The sequence below is a fragment of the Pseudomonas sp. FW305-3-2-15-E-TSA4 genome, from assembly GCF_058787295.1.
Genome location: NZ_JBYSZP010000007.1, coordinates 111,576 through 128,017 on the forward strand (window position 1 = coordinate 111,576; position 16,442 = coordinate 128,017).

The window sequence follows — 16,442 nt, forward strand, 5'->3', positions numbered from 1 at the left end:
TGCCGGCCACTGCTCAAGCAACAAGGAACCCACGCGTATGCGCGTTGCGATACTGGACGATGAACCCGCCGAACTGCGTCGGGTCGAGCAAACCCTGCAGCAGATGGCTGCGGAGGGAGACCAGCCTTGGTCGTTGCACAGCTTTGAACGGGGCGAGGACCTGTTGCGCCAATTGCGGCGGGACACCTTCGACCTGCTGATCCTCGACTGGCAACTACCCGACCTGTCCGGCCTGGCGCTGCTGCGCTGGACCCGCGAACACATGGAGGCGCCGCCCGCCGCGATCATGCTGACCAGCCGCGACGGCGAAAGCGATATCGTCCAGGCGCTGAACGCCGGTGCCGACGATTACGTCAGCAAACCGTTCCGCCCCAACGAGCTGAAAGCCCGAGTCGCCGCCGTACTGCGCCGGCACAGCCAGCAACGCAGTAACGCTGCCGAAGTCCTGAGCTTCAATGACCTGACCTTCGACGATGCCGAACTGAGCGTCACCCGCGAGGGCAAGGCAGTGGTCATGACGGAGCGTGAATACCGCCTGGCGCGCTGCCTGTTCAGTAACCTGGGTCGGCCATTGTCGCGGGAGTACCTGTACGAACGCTTCTGGCCCCACGAAGAAGTGGCGTCGTCACGGCCGCTGGATACGCACATCTATCGCCTGCGCAACAAGCTGGGGCTGACGGCGGATCGGGGTTGGCAGTTGCTGACGATTTATGGGTATGGGTATCGGTTGGAGAGTGTATCTGCGACACCTGCTGACAGCATGATGCAGTCGTAAGGTGAATCGACCAGTCAAACTGGTCGATATTTGACAGCCCGCGAGCGTCAGTTGACCAAAGGTGCACGCCAGTCATCTGAACCCGTCGTGCCGCAGATTTCATGCGTCCAGATGATTTTACGATACGTGAAATGTACGTCTTCCAACTGTGTGAAGTGCGCCATATTCATATCTTGGCAATTCGGCATTCTGGAATTCACTTCCACAATAACGGCGTCTACCAATTCAATACTGAAAAAATGTTCTTGTGTACCTGAAGCGGAAGTTCGATACCAGGCAATATGACAATTGTCCAAGACTTCGCCACTGGTCAAGGCGCTGAATATCAACGGGGATGCCTTGTCGAAAACCTTGGTAACCATGAGCGGCTTATGCACCCGCTGACCGGTGGGCTGGCCGGATTGAGGGTCACGTGGAATGATTATTTGATGGCTGAAAGCTTGTATCAAAATCTGATCTTCGTGCCCTTCCTGGTAGGTATTACCCACTGAATCTGCTGTAAAAGCTCCAGCACTGATTAAACCTTGTCGATTACCATTGATCGTCAAATACGCAGGTGTTGGCATAACTAAGTTCCCTGTTTGATTCTAGACACTGACAGTGCTTCACCTGTGCCGTAGGGCAGTTAGCGAAGCGGCTGTAAGATAAATAGAACCGATCCAGATATATGTAGGAAGAGTCTCTCCTATACGAAGGGATAGTCTTAAAATTTGCAGGATTTAATCCGACAAGAAAGAACCAAAAAAAAGCCAGCGCATAGCGCTGGCTTTTTTATTCGTGCGTTAGCGATGGGACGATGGATCAGAAATCCAGGTTCGAAACCGCCAGCGCATTGCTCTCGATGAAGTCACGGCGAGGTTCGACCGCATCACCCATCAGGGTGTTGAAGATCTGGTCTGCGCCAATGGCGTCTTCGATGGTGACTTTCAGCATGCGGCGCACGCTTGGGTCCATGGTGGTTTCCCACAGCTGATCCGGGTTCATTTCACCCAGACCTTTGTAGCGCTGGATGGTGTGGCGCTTGGTGCTTTCGGCCATCAGCCAGTCGAGGGCTTCCTTGAACTCGGTGACCGCTTTCTTGCGCTCGCCACGCTGGATGTACGCGCCTTCGTCGAGCAGAGTGCTCAGTTGAGCGCCGAGGGTGACGACGGTCTTGTAGTCGTTGCTGCCGAAGAAGTCGCGGTTGAAGGTGACGTAGTTCGACAGGCCGTGGGAGATCAGCTCGACCTCTGGCAACCAAACGCCACGTTCACGATCTTCACGCAGGCTGGCCTTGTAGACCAGGCCCGACTTCTCGACGGTGCGCAGACGCACTTCGTACTGAGCCAGCCAGTCCTGCATCTTGGCGTGGTCGCCGAGCATTTCCAGGCTCACGGCCGGCAGGTAGATGAAGTGTTCGGTCAGTTCCTGCGGGTACAGGCGCGACAGACGCTTGAGGGTCTTCATCACCATGCGGAAGTCGTTCACCAGACGCTCGAGTGCTTCACCGGAAATGCCCGGGGCCTCTTCGTTCAGGTGCAGGCTCGCATCTTCCAGGGCCGACTGCGTCATGTACTCTTCCATGGCGTCGTCGTCTTTGATGTATTGCTCTTGCTTGCCTTTCTTGACCTTGTACAGCGGCGGCTGGGCGATGTAGATGTAGCCGCGCTCGATCAGCTCCGGCAACTGACGGAAGAAGAAGGTCAGCAGCAGGGTACGGATGTGCGAACCGTCGACGTCAGCATCGGTCATGATGATGATGTTGTGATAGCGCAGCTTGTCGATGTTGTACTCTTCGCGACCGATACCGCAGCCGAGTGCAGTGATCAGCGTGCCCACTTCCTGGGACGAGATCATCTTGTCGAAGCGTGCTTTCTCGACGTTGAGGATCTTGCCCTTCAGCGGCAGGATCGCTTGGGTCTTGCGGTTACGTCCCTGCTTGGCAGAGCCGCCCGCGGAGTCACCTTCCACGAGGTACAGTTCGGACAGCGCAGGATCTTTTTCCTGGCAATCAGCGAGCTTGCCCGGCAGGCCGGCGATGTCCAGCGCGCCTTTGCGGCGGGTCATCTCACGGGCCTTGCGCGCCGCTTCACGGGCACGCGCCGCGTCGATCATCTTGCCGACGACCAGCTTGGCTTCGTTCGGGTTTTCCAGCAGGAAGTCGGAGAAGTACTTGCCCATCTCCTGCTCGACCGCGGTCTTCACTTCGGAAGACACCAGCTTGTCTTTGGTCTGCGAGCTGAACTTCGGATCCGGCACTTTTACCGAGATGATCGCGGTCAGGCCTTCACGGGCATCGTCACCGGTGGTCGCGACTTTGTGCTTCTTCGCCAGACCTTCCTGCTCGATATAGTTGTTCAGGTTACGCGTCAGTGCGGAACGGAAACCCACCAGGTGAGTACCGCCGTCGCGCTGCGGAATGTTGTTGGTGAAGCACAACAGGTTCTCGTTGAAGCTGTCGTTCCATTGCAGGGCGATTTCGACGCCGATGCCGTCTTCACGCTGGATGTTGAAGTGGAACACCTGGTTGACCGCAGTCTTGTTGGTGTTCAGATATTCAACGAACGCACGCAGGCCGCCTTCGTACTTGAACAGCTCTTCCTTGCCGCTGCGCTCATCCTTGAGGACGATGCCGACACCGGAGTTGAGGAACGATAGTTCACGAATGCGCTTGGCCAGAATGTCCCAGCTGAAGTGAATGTTCTTGAAGGTTTCGCTGGAAGCCTTGAAGTGGATCTGGGTACCGGTGGTTTCGCTGTCGCCAACGATCGCCATCGGCGCCTGAGGCACGCCGTGGACGTAGGTCTGTTCCCAGATCTTGCCGCTGCGGCGTACGGTCAATACCAGCTCTTCGGACAGGGCGTTTACGACCGACACACCTACACCGTGCAGACCGCCGGATACCTTGTAGGAGTTGTCGTCGAACTTACCGCCAGCGTGGAGGACGGTCATGATGACCTCGGCGGCGGAAACGCCTTCCTCTTTGTGCACGTCTACCGGGATGCCACGGCCGTTGTCTTTGACGGTGATGGACTCATCCGGGTGGATGATGATGCTGATGTCGTCGCAGTGGCCGGCGAGGGCTTCGTCGATCGAGTTGTCGACCACCTCGAACACCATGTGGTGCAGACCGCTGCCATCGTCGGTGTCACCAATGTACATACCGGGACGTTTGCGTACGGCATCCAGGCCTTTCAGCACTTTAATGCTCGTTGAGTCGTACGTATTTTCTTCGCTCAATGCCTTCACTCCCGATGGTCGTGGGTCTGGGTGATACGGCCCTGTTCCACGTGGAACAGAGCGACTGGCGTTTCCGTCTGCCAGCCTTCCCTCAATAATTCGTGATCTACACAGGTGATGAAAACCTGGCAGCGTAAGTCTTCCAGCAAGCGGCACAGCGCGCGACGGTGGCTCTCGTCCAGCTCGGACGGCAAGTCATCCACCAGATAAATACACTGGCCGCGTCGGGCCTGGCTCACCAGATGCCCCTGGGCAATTCGCAAGGCACAAACCACCAGCTTCTGCTGACCCCGGGACAAGATGTCCGCGGCATTGTGTGCGCCCAATCTAAGACGCAAGTCAGCCCTCTGTGGTCCGGCCTGGGTATGACCCATTTGCTGGTCCCGTTGCACGGAGCCAGCCAGTACGGCACTCAATTCCCGGTCCTTGTCCCAGCCTCGGTAATAGCTGAGCGTCAAACCTTCAAGCTCAACCAGTTCGCTCAAGGTTTGTTCAAAGACTGGTTTCAAGGCTTTGATGTAAGCGCGGCGGTATTCATCGATTTCAGCGCTGGCCTGGCACAGCTCCCTGTCCCAAACCGCTTGCGAAACGGCGTCAAGTGTACCATGCCGCAGCCAGGAGTTTCTCTGGCGCAAGGCCTTCTGCAAACGCTGCCAGGTCGCCATGAAACGCGGTTCGACGTGGAACACGCCCCAATCGAGAAACTGCCGGCGAATCTTCGGCGCACCTTCGAGCAGGCGGAAGCTGTCGGGGTTGATCAGTTGCAGCGGCAGGATCTCGGCCAGTTGCGCGGCACTGCGAGCGTTCTGCCCGTCGATGCGGATCTGGAACTCGCCCTGACGGTCGCGAGATATCCCCAACGCACTGTGGCCACCCTCGGCCAATTCGACCTGACCGAACACGGTGCAGGCGAGTTGCTCGTACTGGATGACCGGCAACAGCCGCGTGCTACGAAACGAACGGGCAAGCCCCAGCAGATGAATGGCTTCCAGAACACTGGTTTTGCCGCTGCCGTTGGCGCCGTAAAGAATGTTGATGCGGGGGGAGGGGGAGAAGGTCACCGGGTGCAAATTACGCACCGCGGTGACCGAAACACGACTTAAGGACATCCAGGATCAGCTGATTACAGACGCATCGGCATGACAACATAAGCCGAGTCGTCATTGTCGGACTCTTGCACCAGCGCACTGCTGTTGGAGTCGGACAGGATCAGGCGAACCTGTTCGGTGGTCATCACGCCCAGCACGTCGAGCAGGTAGCTCACGTTGAAGCCGATTTCCAGCGAACCGCCGTTGTATTCAACGCCCACTTCTTCTTCCGCTTCTTCCTGCTCCGGGTTGTTGGCCTGGATCTTCAACTGACCATTGGCCAGTTGCAGACGGATGCCGCGGTACTTCTCGTTGGACAGGATCGCAGTACGGCTGAACGCTTCACGCAGAGCCTGACGATCGCCCAGTACCAGCTTGTCGCCACCCTTCGGCAGAACGCGCTCATAGTCCGGGAACTTGCCGTCGACCAGCTTCGAGGTGAAGGTGAATTCGCCGGTGGTGGCGCGAATGTGGTGCTGACCCAGAACGATGCTGACGTTGCCATCCGGCTCGGTGAGCAGACGCGCCAGTTCCAGAATGCCTTTGCGTGGCACGATCACCTGGTGACGATCCGGCTGACCGATATCGGCCTGCATCGAGCACATGGCCAGACGGTGACCGTCGGTTGCCACGGCGCGGATCACACCGGCCGAGACTTCCAGCAGCATGCCGTTGAGGTAGTAGCGCACGTCCTGCTGGGCCATGGCGAAGCTGGTGCGTTCGATCAGGCGACGCAGTTTGCTCTGCTCAAGGCTGCAGGTCAGCGAACCCGGGCCTTCTTCAACCGTCGGGAAATCATTGGCGGGCAGGGTCGACAGGGTGAAACGGCTACGGCCGGCCTTCACGACCAGCTTCTGCTCGTCGACCTTGATGTCGATCAGCGCGTCGTTGGGCAGGCTCTTGCAGATGTCCATCAGCTTGCGCGCAGGCACGGTGATGGAGCCGGTTTCAGCCGGCTCTTCGAGTTGCACGCGACCGACCAGCTCGACTTCCAGATCGGTACCGGTCAGCGACAGTTGCTGGCCATCGACGACCAACAGCACGTTGGACAGTACCGGCAAGGTCTGTCGGCGCTCGACGACGCCTGCGACCAGTTGCAGGGGTTTCAACAGGGCTTCGCGTTGAATGGTGAAATGCATGGTCTAGTCCCTTGCCTTAATAAGCTGCGCTGGAGTTCATCAAGTGGTCAGTGTACGCAGCAGGTTCTTGTAGTCCTCGCGGATGTCCGCGTCGGATTCCTTAAGTTCGTTGATCTTGCGGCAGGCGTGCAACACCGTCGTGTGGTCGCGACCACCAAACACATCGCCGATTTCCGGCAGGCTGTGGTTGGTCAGCTCCTTGGACAGCGCCATGGCCACCTGACGCGGACGTGCCACCGAGCGCGAACGGCGCTTGGACAGCAGGTCGGAAATCTTGATCTTGTAGTACTCGGCGACAGTGCGCTGAATGTTATCCACAGAGACCAGTTTGTCCTGCAGTGCCAACAAGTCTTTCAGGGATTCGCGGATCAACTCGATGGTGATGTCGCGGCCCATGAAGTGCGAGTGGGCGATCACGCGTTTCAGCGCACCTTCCAGCTCACGGACGTTGGAACGAATTCGTTGGGCGATGAAGAAAGCCGCATCGTGAGGCAACTCGACTTTGGCCTGGTCGGCCTTCTTCATCAAGATCGCCACGCGGGTTTCCAGCTCCGGCGGTTCGACGGCAACCGTCAGGCCCCAACCGAAGCGGGATTTGAGGCGTTCTTCAAGGCCTTCGATTTCTTTCGGATAGCGGTCACTGGTAAGAATGACCTGCTGGCCACCTTCAAGCAGGGCGTTGAAGGTGTGGAAAAACTCTTCCTGGGAACGCTCTTTACGGGCGAAGAACTGAATATCGTCGATCAGCAGAGCGTCCACCGAACGGTAGAAACGCTTGAACTCGTTGATCGCGTTCAGTTGCAGCGCCTTGACCATGTCGGCGACGAAGCGCTCGGAATGCAGGTACACAACCTTGGCATTCGGGTTCTTCTTTAATAAATGGTTACCCACTGCGTGCATCAAGTGAGTTTTACCCAGGCCGACGCCGCCATAAAGGAACAGCGGGTTGTAACCGTGCTTGGGATTGTCCGCCACCTGCCAGGCGGCCGCGCGGGCGAGCTGGTTGGACTTGCCTTCGACGAAATTCTCGAAGGTGAAGGTGCGGTTCAGGTAACTGGTGTGCTTGAGCGCGCCTTCGACCTGAACGGTGCGCTGTTCGGCGCGAACCGGGGCCTGTTGCGAGGCCGCACCGGCCATCGGGTCAAAGCTGTCGCGGGACGGCTCTTCACTGACTTCCTCGGTTTTCTGCGTCGAGCGCTTGGCCGGAGCTGCACTTGGAGCGGGTGCTGGCGCACTGGCCGGCACGGTATTGGCCTGAGCCTGGGACACCTGCGCAGCGGCCAACGGTGCGTTCGGCGCGGCACGCGGTGCCGAGCTGCGTTTGCTGCCTATTAATAAGGAAAGCGCTGGCGCCATGCCGTTGCCGTGCTCATCCAGCAGTTCAAGGACGCGACCGAGGTACTTTTCGTTGACCCAGTCCAGCACAAAACGGTTCGGTGCGTAGACGCGCAACTCGTCGCCTTCGGCTTCGACCTGTAGTGGACGGATCCAGGTGTTGAATTGTTGGGCAGGCAGCTCCTCGCGCAAAAGCTCCACGCACTGCTGCCAAAGTTCCACTGACACGGATATCCCCTAAGTTGAAAGCCGGTGAGGCAAAAACAAGCGGCCATTGTAGCGGCGAGCCGTCCACTTATCCACATGCAGGTTGTGTGGTGACCATGATTAATCAATGCGATAAGCGGTAAAAAGGCGACCAACGGTGTGTGCATAAGCTCTGTGGATAACCGCCTCTGAGGGCACTGGACAACTGGGGGTGGAACTCGGTGGATAACCAGCCTGTGGATAACAGGCCATTCCACACACAGGTTATCCGACAGCGCAGCACAGGCTGAACACGGTTTTCCACTGTAGTTGTCATTCTCTGTACATTACGATTTACAAGGGCTGAAGATGGTTATCCACAGAAGACGGCTGCCCTAGCTTTTACAAGCTTTACAGAAAAGCTTTAAATAATTCCCTTCTTTATTTTTATGTCTGGCAAACAGGATTTCGCTTCCGGAAGCTCCAGAGATCTATTTATAAGGAAACGTTGGTTGGAAATTGACCTGAGGGCTTGCTTTCTCTAGAATCCCCGGTCTCTTAAAACGGGGGCCATTCCGGCCCGTTGTGGACGAACCAGGTAACACGACATGAAACGTACTTTCCAACCAAGCACTATCAAACGCGCTCGTACCCACGGTTTCCGTGCTCGCATGGCTACCAAGAACGGTCGCGCTGTCCTGTCGCGTCGTCGCGCCAAAGGTCGTGCGCGTCTGGCAGTTTGATAATCCGGTACTGGAGGTGAGTCAGGACTTCAGTCGGGAAAAGCGTCTGCTTACCCCCCGGCATTTCAAGGCAGTCTTTGACTCCCCTACCGGCAAGGTTCCGGGGAAAAATCTCCTGCTCCTTGCGCGCAACAACGATCTTGATCACCCCCGTCTCGGGCTGGTTATCGGGAAAAAGAGCGTAAAGCTCTCCGTTGAGCGCAATCGCCTCAAACGTCTGATGCGCGAATCGTTCCGTCTGCACCAGGATTCTCTGGTCGGCTGGGATATCGTTATCGTCGCGCGCAAAGGTTTGGGCGACGTAGAAAACCCCGAATTGATTCAGCATTTCGGCAAACTCTGGAAGCGTCTGGCCCGTAACAAGCCAGTTCCAGCAGTCAAAACCGAAACTGTAGGGGTAGACAGTCCAGATGCGTAAACTGGCACTCGTTCCGATCCAGTTTTATCGCTACGCCATTAGTCCTTTGATGGCCAGTCACTGTCGTTTCTACCCCAGTTGTTCTTGCTACGCGTATGAAGCCATCGAAAATCATGGCCTTCTGCGCGGTGGCTGGCTGGCCTTTCGTCGTTTAGGTCGCTGTCATCCGTGGAATTCCGGTGGTTATGACCCGGTTCCACCTATCCCTACCTCCCGTTCTTCTTCGATGGCCGAGTAATCATGGATATCAAACGCACGATCCTGATCGTCGCCCTGGCAATCGTGTCCTACGTTATGGTTCTTAAATGGAACCAGGACTATGGCCAGGCTGCCCTGCCGACTCAGAATGTTGCTTCCAGTACGACTGCATCCGGTTTGCCGGACACCGTTCCTGGCAATAACGCTTCCGCCAGTGACGATATTCCGCGTGCCGCAAGCGACACCAGCGCACCTGTGGAAACCCCGGTCGCTGCCAGCAAGGATCTGATCCAGGTCAAAACCGACGTGCTCGATCTGGCGATCGATCCCCAGGGCGGTGACGTTGCTCAACTGACTTTGCCACTGTATCCACGTCGTCAGGATCGTCCTGATGTACCGTTCCAGCTGTTCGACAACGGCGGCGAACGTACTTATCTGGCACAAAGCGGCCTGATCGGCACCAACGGTCCGGACGCAAGCCCGGCCGGTCGTCCGGTTTACGCCTCGGAGAAGAAAAGTTATCAACTGGCTGACGGTCAGGACCAATTGGTCGTCGACCTGAAGTTCAGCAAGGACGGCGTCAACTACATCAAGCGTTTCACCCTGAAACGCGGCCTGTATGACGTAACCGTGACCTACCTTGTGGATAACCAGAGCGCTCAGCCTTGGTCGGGTTCGATGTTCGCCCAACTGAAGCGCGACGCCAGTGCCGACCCTTCGTCGACCACTGCCACCGGCACCGCGACTTACCTGGGCGCTGCCCTGTGGACAAGTTCCGAGCCGTACAAGAAAGTGTCCATGAAAGACATGGACAAAGGTCAGCTCAAGGAAACCGTCACCGGTGGCTGGGTAGCCTGGCTGCAACACTACTTCGTGACTGCATGGGTTGCGCCGAAAGGCGAAAACAACATCGTTCAGACGCGTAAAGACAGCAAAGGCAACTACATCATCGGTTACACCGGTCCTTCGTTGACCGCCGCACCGGGTGCGAAAGTTGAAACCAGCGCCATTCTGTACGCCGGGCCGAAAAGCCAGGCCGTACTGAAACAGTTATCCCCAGGTCTGGAACTGACAGTCGACTACGGCATTCTGTGGTTCATCGCTCAGCCGATCTTCTGGTTGCTGCAACACATCCACGCGATCGTGGGTAACTGGGGCTGGTCGATCATCTTCCTGACCATGCTGATCAAAGGGATCTTCTTCCCGCTGTCGGCTGCCAGCTACAAATCCATGGCGCGCATGCGTGCCGTAGCACCGAAACTGGCTGCACTGAAAGAGCAACATGGCGATGACCGGCAGAAGATGTCGCAAGCCATGATGGAGCTGTACAAGAAAGAGAAGATCAATCCGCTGGGCGGTTGCTTGCCGATCCTCGTGCAGATGCCTGTTTTCCTTTCGCTGTACTGGGTTCTGCTGGAAAGCGTGGAAATGCGCCAGGCGCCGTTCATGCTTTGGATCACCGACCTGTCGATCAAGGATCCGTTCTTCATCCTGCCGATCATCATGGGTGCGACCATGTTCATTCAGCAGCGTCTGAACCCGACTCCACCGGATCCGATGCAGGCGAAGGTCATGAAAATGATGCCAATCATCTTCACCTTCTTCTTCCTGTGGTTCCCGGCTGGTCTGGTGCTGTACTGGGTTGTGAACAACTGCCTGTCGATTGCCCAACAGTGGTACATCACGCGTAAGATCGAAGCGGCGACGAAAAAAGCCGAGGCGTAACTTACTCTGTGGATAACACCACTCAAAACGCCCCCTAGTGGGGCGTTTTGCTATCTGCCACTTTTGTCTGGATTCCGGTTTATGAGCGTACCTCGTGAAACCATCGCTGCTGTCGCCACCGCTCAAGGTCGCGGCGGTGTCGGCATCGTCCGTATTTCCGGGCCGTTGGCCAGCGTTGCAGCCAAAGCCATCAGCGGCCGTGAACTGAAACCGCGTTACGCGCATTACGGTCCGTTTTTCAGTGCTGATCAGCAGGTGTTGGACGAAGGACTGGCCCTGTATTTCCCGGGACCAAACTCGTTCACTGGCGAAGATGTGCTGGAGTTGCAGGGGCACGGTGGCCCGATCGTCCTCGATATGCTGCTCAAGCGTTGCCTGGAACTGGGTTGCCGTCTGGCTCGTCCGGGTGAATTCAGCGAGCGCGCGTTCCTCAACGACAAACTCGACCTGGCTCAGGCCGAGGCGATCGCCGACCTGATCGAAGCCAGTTCGGCACAGGCTGCACGCAATGCCTTGCGCTCACTGCAAGGGGCGTTTTCCCAGCGTGTGCATAACCTCACCGAACAACTGATCGGCCTGCGCATCTACGTCGAAGCCGCCATCGACTTCCCGGAGGAGGAAATCGACTTCCTCGCCGATGGCCACGTGCTGAGCATGCTCGACAAGGTGCGTGAAGAGTTATCCACCGTGCTGCGTGAAGCCGGGCAGGGTGCCTTGTTGCGAGATGGCATGACGGTGGTGATCGCCGGTCGTCCAAATGCCGGCAAGTCCAGCCTGTTGAATGCCCTGGCTGGCCGCGAAGCCGCGATCGTGACCGAAATTGCCGGCACCACCCGGGATATCCTGCGCGAACATATCCACATCGACGGCATGCCGTTGCACGTGGTTGACACCGCAGGGCTGCGCGATACCGACGATCAGGTGGAAAAAATAGGCGTCGAGCGTGCGTTGAAAGCGATCACTGAAGCGGATCGGGTGTTGCTGGTAGTCGATGCCACCGCACCGGAAGCTGCAGATCCGTTTGCTCTGTGGCCGGAATTTCTCGAAACCCGTCCGGATCCGGCGAAAGTCACCTTGATTCGCAACAAGGCTGACCTGACGGGTGAAGCGATCTCTCTGGAAGTCAGCGACGATGGCCACGTGACCATCAGCCTCAGCGCCAAATCCGCTGGCGAAGGGCTGGAATTGCTGCGCGAACACCTCAAGGCCTGCATGGGCTATGAGCAAACCTCGGAAAGCAGCTTCAGTGCCCGTCGCCGTCATCTGGAGGCTCTGCGCCATGCCAGTGCAGCGCTGGAACATGGTCGCGCACAGCTGACGTTGGCCGGTGCCGGTGAGCTGCTGGCCGAGGATTTACGTCAGGCCCAGCACTCTCTGGGAGAAATCACCGGGGCATTCAGCTCCGATGACCTGCTTGGCCGGATCTTTTCCAGCTTCTGCATCGGTAAATGACCAAAGAGGCTGTGGACATATCCACAGCCTCTTTTCGTTTCACCAGTTGTAAGACACCGTACCGAGTAAGGTGCGATCTTCGCCCCAGTAGCAACGGCCAGCATCGTTGCATCCCGAGACATATTCCTTGTTGAACAGGTTCTTCGCATTCAGGTCGACGCTCCAGTGCGTGTCGATCTGATAACCGATGGCCGCATCCACCAATGTGACATCGCCGGCATCCAGCTTGCCGTATAGCGAAGGCGAGGTGTAGGCGAAGGCACTGTCGAAGTAACGCACGCCGCCACCCACGTACAAACCTTTCAAATCGCCATCAAGGAAACGGTACTTGGTCCAGGCCGACGCCTGATTACGTGGCACGCCGGTCATCTGGTGGCCTTTGACCAACGAGGTCGCCGCGTCTTTGGTAATCCGCGCGTCGGTGTAGGTGTACGCCGCAGTCACATTGAGGTTCTGGGTCAGATTGCTGTTGAGTTCCAGTTCCACGCCTTTGGAACGGCTTTCGCCGACCTGGCGGTAGGTCGACGTGGACGAGTCGAAGTAGGTGTCGTCCTTTTTACGCAGGTCATATACCGACGCGGTGAACGCGGTATCCCAGCCGATCGGTTCGTACTTGAGGCCCACTTCGTATTGGCTGCTGGTGATCGGATCGAGCGGTGTGCCGGCATTGGAAATCTGCTGTACCGGTACGAACGAGGTGGAATAGCTGACATACGGCGTCATGCCGTTATCGAACTGGTACATCACGCCGCCCTGGTAGGTGAACTTCTTGTCCTCGGAACTGATGTTACTGCCCTTGGCCACTTTGTCGCGGAAATCACTGTCGACCCAGTCCTGGCGCCCGCCGAGCAAGAACAACCAGTGGTCATATTTGCTCTGGATCTGGGCATAAACACCTTTCATCTGTTGTTCGAGCAGGGTGTTCTGCACCGCAATCGGTGTAGTCGGATCGCGCAAGTAAACCGGGTCGTAGATATCGATTGGCCCGACGATGCCAGCATTCCAGTCCTGATTGAACGAAGTGCGGTCGTAGCTGGCGCCGAACAGCACGGTGTTTTCCAGCTCGCCGACCTGGAATTTGCCTTCCAGTTGGTTATCCAGCGAATACACCATGGATTTGTTGAAGCGATCGTACGCGGTCATGTTCAGGCGCGTGCCGAAGCCTGCGTTATTGAGGTTGCCCGGCCACGTTTCATGGCGGGTGATCCGCGACTGCATGTAGCGCGAGTTCTGGCGGAACTGCCAGTCATCGTTGAAGGAATGGCTGAACTCATAACCGGTGCTCCAGGTTTCCCGTTCGAAGGTGTTCCAGTCCGGATCGCCAAGCATGGTGCCTTTGGATAGCTTGCCGTTGGGATTGCTCAGCAATGTGCCGGCCGCCGGCAGACCCAGTTCCATATTGGTGTGATCTTTCTGGTAGTTGGCCAGCAGGGTCAGGGTGTTGAAGTCGTCGAAATTCAGCGTCAGCGACGGGGCGATGTAAATGCGGTCATCCGGTACGTGATCGGTCTGGGTGTCGGACTTGCGTCCGAGCATCACCACTCGTCCCAACACATTGCCGCTGTCGTTGAGTGGCCCGGACACATCGATGCCAATCTGCCGGCGATTATTCGAGCCATAACCCAGTTGCACTTCGCCTCGTGGAGCTGCGGTCGGCCGCTTGCTCACCAGATTCACCAGGCCGCCCGGGGCGTTTTCCCCATAGAGCAAGGACGATGGTCCACGGAAAATTTCCACGCGCTCCAAACCGTAAGGTTCGGTGCTGGTGTCATAACGGTTGCCTTGCACGCGAAGTCCATCGCGCAACAGGCCGTAGCCGTAATCGGTGGCGTTGAAACCACGAATGAAAAACAGATCGCCGGCCAGGCTGTCGCCCGCTGCAAACGGTGGGGCGAAGATGCCGGGAACGTAGCCGAGTACCTCGGTGAGCGTCTGAGATTTCTGATCTTTCATGCGCTGTGCGGTGACGACTGACACAGAACGTGGTGTTTCCGACAACGGCGTGCTGGTTTTCGTACCGATCCGGCTGTTCTGCGCCCTATAGCCGACGTCGGCGGCGTAATCCAGATCCATCGGATTGGCCAATTGCCCGTTGATGTTGGTCGGGGCCAGCTCCAGCAAATCACCATTGGGCAGCGCCTGCAGAATGTAGCTACCCGGCGCTTGAGGTACGGCTTGCAAACCTGAGCCTTGCAGCAGTTGGGCGAATCCCTGTTCGACGGTGAAGTTGCCGTTCAGTCCGGTACTGCGTAAACGGTTGGTCTGCTGCGGCGAGAACGACAGAATCACGTTTGCAGTGGAGGCGAATTGGCTCAAAGCATTGTCCAGCGGGCCGGCAGCAATGGTGTAGCGCTGCGCGACCGTTGCCGCGAAGGCGTTATTGGTCATTGCCAGGCAGGACGCGGCACTGGTCATCAGTAGGCTGTAGGCAATGCAGTGGTGGGAAAAACGCTGACGGAACGTGGGAAGACGCATGTGTGGATAAGCCCTGAAGGTGGCGAAGAGCCGCGTTTATCGCGATTACCTGTAGGGCCGGGTCAGGACAAAAAAAGATAACCCTGCTTTCGATTTTTTTCCCCAGGAGATTTTCAATCAGACGCTATGGCTGATCGAGACCCAGTAACGGGTGAAGTAGCGGACGTTGATCGGTAACGAGGCCTGAAGATTGGCCAGCACGGCATCGGTGGAATCGAGCCGAAAGGTGCCGGATACGCGTAGATCCCGGGCACGACTATCGCAGTGCATAACACCGCTGCGATAACGCCCCAGCTCTTCGATTACCGCGCCCAGCCGCGCATCGAGCACAATCAGCTGGCCGTTGGTCCAGGCCACTGCCGAGGATTTAAAGGGGTAAAGGACCCCGATATGCCGACTATCGAAATCCGCACCTTCGCCTGCTTTCAGGATCATCGCGCTCGTTGATCGATCAGCGGGTTGCACGCTGACCCGATCTTCCAGTACGCCGACCCGCGTTGAGCCCGACAACTTATGCACAGAAAAACGGGTACCCAACGCTTGAATTCGGCCATCCGCGGTTTCGACCAAAAACGGCCGCTGATCGCCGAGCTTGCCGGTCTGAATGAGGATTTCACCCGAGCGCAAACGAATCAGCCGTTGCGTTGCGTCGAAAGATACATCGATGGCCGTATCGGTATTGAGCTGAATCTGGCTGCCATCGGCCAATGAGATGTTGCGACGCTGGCCAACGCCGGTTTTGTAATCAGCCCAGGCATTTCCAAGGGAGGTATGTTGTTGCGCGTTCCAGCCAAGGATCCCCGTCCCTGTCGCGAGCAGTAATAATTTCAGGATCTGGCGCCTTTGTTGGCCGGTATTCAGTGCGCGACGTTTCAAATCCAGAGGCAAAGTGCCGAGCTGACGCTGCAGTTGTTCCATCTGGTTCCAGGCCGCCAGATGCGCTGGATCGCTATCTATCCACAGCTGCCAGGCTTTTTGATCGGCGAGGGTCGGCGGATCGGCCTGAAACTGCACGTACCAACTGGCAGCCGCTTCGAAAACCTTGCGGTTCGGTGCAGTGGCCATCAACGCTGCGCCATGATCAGGGCACATTCGGTCAGGGCGCGGATCATGTGCTTCTTTACTGTGGTCAGGGAAACCTGCAACTGCGCAGCGATCTGTTGATAAGTCAAACCGTCGATCTGCGAAAGCATGAAGATCTTCTGGGTTCGCGCGCCCAGACCGGCCAAGGCTTTATCCACAGCGATCAGGGTTTCGATGATCAGCGCCTTGTCTTCTTCGCTGATGGCGGTGGCTTCTGGTCGAGCAGCCAAGGTCTGCAAGTAGGCAACTTCGATGGCCTGTCTTCGATAGCGATCAATGACGAGGCCGCGTGCAATGGTCGCCAGATAATCCCGCGGTTCGCGAATCTGCGACGCATTACGTGCCGCGAGGATCCGCACGAAAGTGTCATGCGCGACATCGGCAGCATCGCAGGCGTCGTGCAGTTTGCCCTTGAGCCATCCATACAGCCACGAATGATGTTGCTCGTAGATTTGCTCGATCGCAGCATGATGGGCGGGTAGGGACATGGGAGAAACTGACGAGTTAATGATAATGGCTATTATTAGCCTCTGTTACGTTCTCTCACAATAGCCCTGTCACATCCCACTATCGACTTCATGCTCGTCTCCGATCTCTCGGTGGCGT

General features: G+C 57.2%; 14 protein-coding genes. 6 read left to right on the forward strand and 8 right to left on the reverse strand.

The window, feature by feature from the left end:
- The first annotated feature begins 37 nt into the window (after positions 1-37).
- Positions 38-775 (forward strand): response regulator transcription factor, encoded by a 738-nt coding sequence (locus tag AC3WMV_RS11660; RefSeq protein ID WP_103367976.1) that lies wholly within the window; start codon positions 38-40, stop codon positions 773-775.
- Between the two features lie 47 nt (positions 776-822).
- On the opposite strand, the gene AC3WMV_RS11665 is transcribed toward AC3WMV_RS11660, so the two are convergent.
- From AC3WMV_RS11665 to dnaA, 5 genes are all read right to left on the reverse strand, one after another.
- A complete protein-coding gene (locus tag AC3WMV_RS11665; RefSeq protein WP_027610282.1) occupies positions 823-1,341 on the reverse strand; it encodes an Hcp family type VI secretion system effector in 519 nt (172 codons plus the stop codon).
- 235 nt (positions 1,342-1,576) lie between these two features.
- Positions 1,577-3,994 (reverse strand): DNA topoisomerase (ATP-hydrolyzing) subunit B, encoded by a 2,418-nt coding sequence (gene gyrB, locus AC3WMV_RS11670; RefSeq protein ID WP_007960764.1) that lies wholly within the window; start codon positions 3,992-3,994, stop codon positions 1,577-1,579.
- A gap of 5 nt (positions 3,995-3,999) precedes the next feature.
- Positions 4,000-5,103 carry a DNA replication/repair protein RecF gene (recF, locus tag AC3WMV_RS11675; RefSeq protein ID WP_003220208.1) on the reverse strand — a complete coding sequence of 368 codons (1,104 nt, stop codon included), beginning with the start codon at positions 5,101-5,103 and terminating at the stop codon, positions 4,000-4,002.
- 14 nt (positions 5,104-5,117) lie between these two features.
- On the reverse strand, positions 5,118-6,221 hold the full coding sequence (gene dnaN, locus AC3WMV_RS11680) for a DNA polymerase III subunit beta (RefSeq protein WP_003220202.1): 1,104 nt from the start codon (positions 6,219-6,221) through the stop codon (positions 5,118-5,120).
- 39 nt (positions 6,222-6,260) lie between these two features.
- A complete protein-coding gene (gene dnaA, locus AC3WMV_RS11685) occupies positions 6,261-7,784 on the reverse strand; it encodes a chromosomal replication initiator protein DnaA (protein ID WP_095139791.1) in 1,524 nt (507 codons plus the stop codon).
- Between the two features lie 566 nt (positions 7,785-8,350).
- Between dnaA and rpmH the strand changes: the two genes are divergently transcribed.
- The 5 genes from rpmH (at position 8,351) to mnmE (ending at position 12,278) form a co-directional block, all read left to right on the forward strand.
- The gene (gene rpmH / locus AC3WMV_RS11690) at positions 8,351-8,485 is read left to right on the forward strand and encodes a 50S ribosomal protein L34 (RefSeq protein ID WP_003213577.1); all 135 of its coding nucleotides are present in this window, start codon (positions 8,351-8,353) and stop codon (positions 8,483-8,485) included.
- A gap of 16 nt (positions 8,486-8,501) precedes the next feature.
- Positions 8,502-8,903 carry a ribonuclease P protein component gene (gene rnpA / locus AC3WMV_RS11695; RefSeq protein WP_011336726.1) on the forward strand — a complete coding sequence of 134 codons (402 nt, stop codon included), beginning with the start codon at positions 8,502-8,504 and terminating at the stop codon, positions 8,901-8,903.
- A complete protein-coding gene (gene yidD / locus AC3WMV_RS11700) occupies positions 8,896-9,141 on the forward strand; it encodes a membrane protein insertion efficiency factor YidD (protein ID WP_103367975.1) in 246 nt (81 codons plus the stop codon). Before rnpA ends, yidD begins: the two co-directional genes overlap by 8 nt.
- A 2-nt stretch (positions 9,142-9,143) precedes the next feature.
- On the forward strand, positions 9,144-10,826 hold the full coding sequence (gene yidC, locus AC3WMV_RS11705; RefSeq protein ID WP_027610285.1) for a membrane protein insertase YidC: 1,683 nt from the start codon (positions 9,144-9,146) through the stop codon (positions 10,824-10,826).
- A gap of 81 nt (positions 10,827-10,907) precedes the next feature.
- The gene (gene mnmE, locus AC3WMV_RS11710) at positions 10,908-12,278 is read left to right on the forward strand and encodes a tRNA uridine-5-carboxymethylaminomethyl(34) synthesis GTPase MnmE (RefSeq protein ID WP_103367974.1); all 1,371 of its coding nucleotides are present in this window, start codon (positions 10,908-10,910) and stop codon (positions 12,276-12,278) included.
- Positions 12,279-12,317: 39 nt separating this feature from the next.
- On the opposite strand, the gene AC3WMV_RS11715 is transcribed toward mnmE, so the two are convergent.
- The 3 genes from AC3WMV_RS11715 to AC3WMV_RS11725 form a co-directional block, all read right to left on the reverse strand.
- Positions 12,318-14,753 (reverse strand): TonB-dependent siderophore receptor, encoded by a 2,436-nt coding sequence (locus AC3WMV_RS11715; protein ID WP_103367973.1) that lies wholly within the window; start codon positions 14,751-14,753, stop codon positions 12,318-12,320.
- A 117-nt stretch (positions 14,754-14,870) separates the two neighbouring features.
- Positions 14,871-15,818, reverse strand: a complete 948-nt coding sequence (locus tag AC3WMV_RS11720; protein WP_103367972.1) for a FecR domain-containing protein — start codon at positions 15,816-15,818, stop codon at positions 14,871-14,873.
- Positions 15,818-16,324, reverse strand: a complete 507-nt coding sequence (locus AC3WMV_RS11725) for a sigma-70 family RNA polymerase sigma factor (RefSeq protein WP_097090232.1) — start codon at positions 16,322-16,324, stop codon at positions 15,818-15,820. Before AC3WMV_RS11725 ends, AC3WMV_RS11720 begins: the two co-directional genes overlap by 1 nt.
- Between the last annotated feature and the right edge of the window lie 118 nt (positions 16,325-16,442).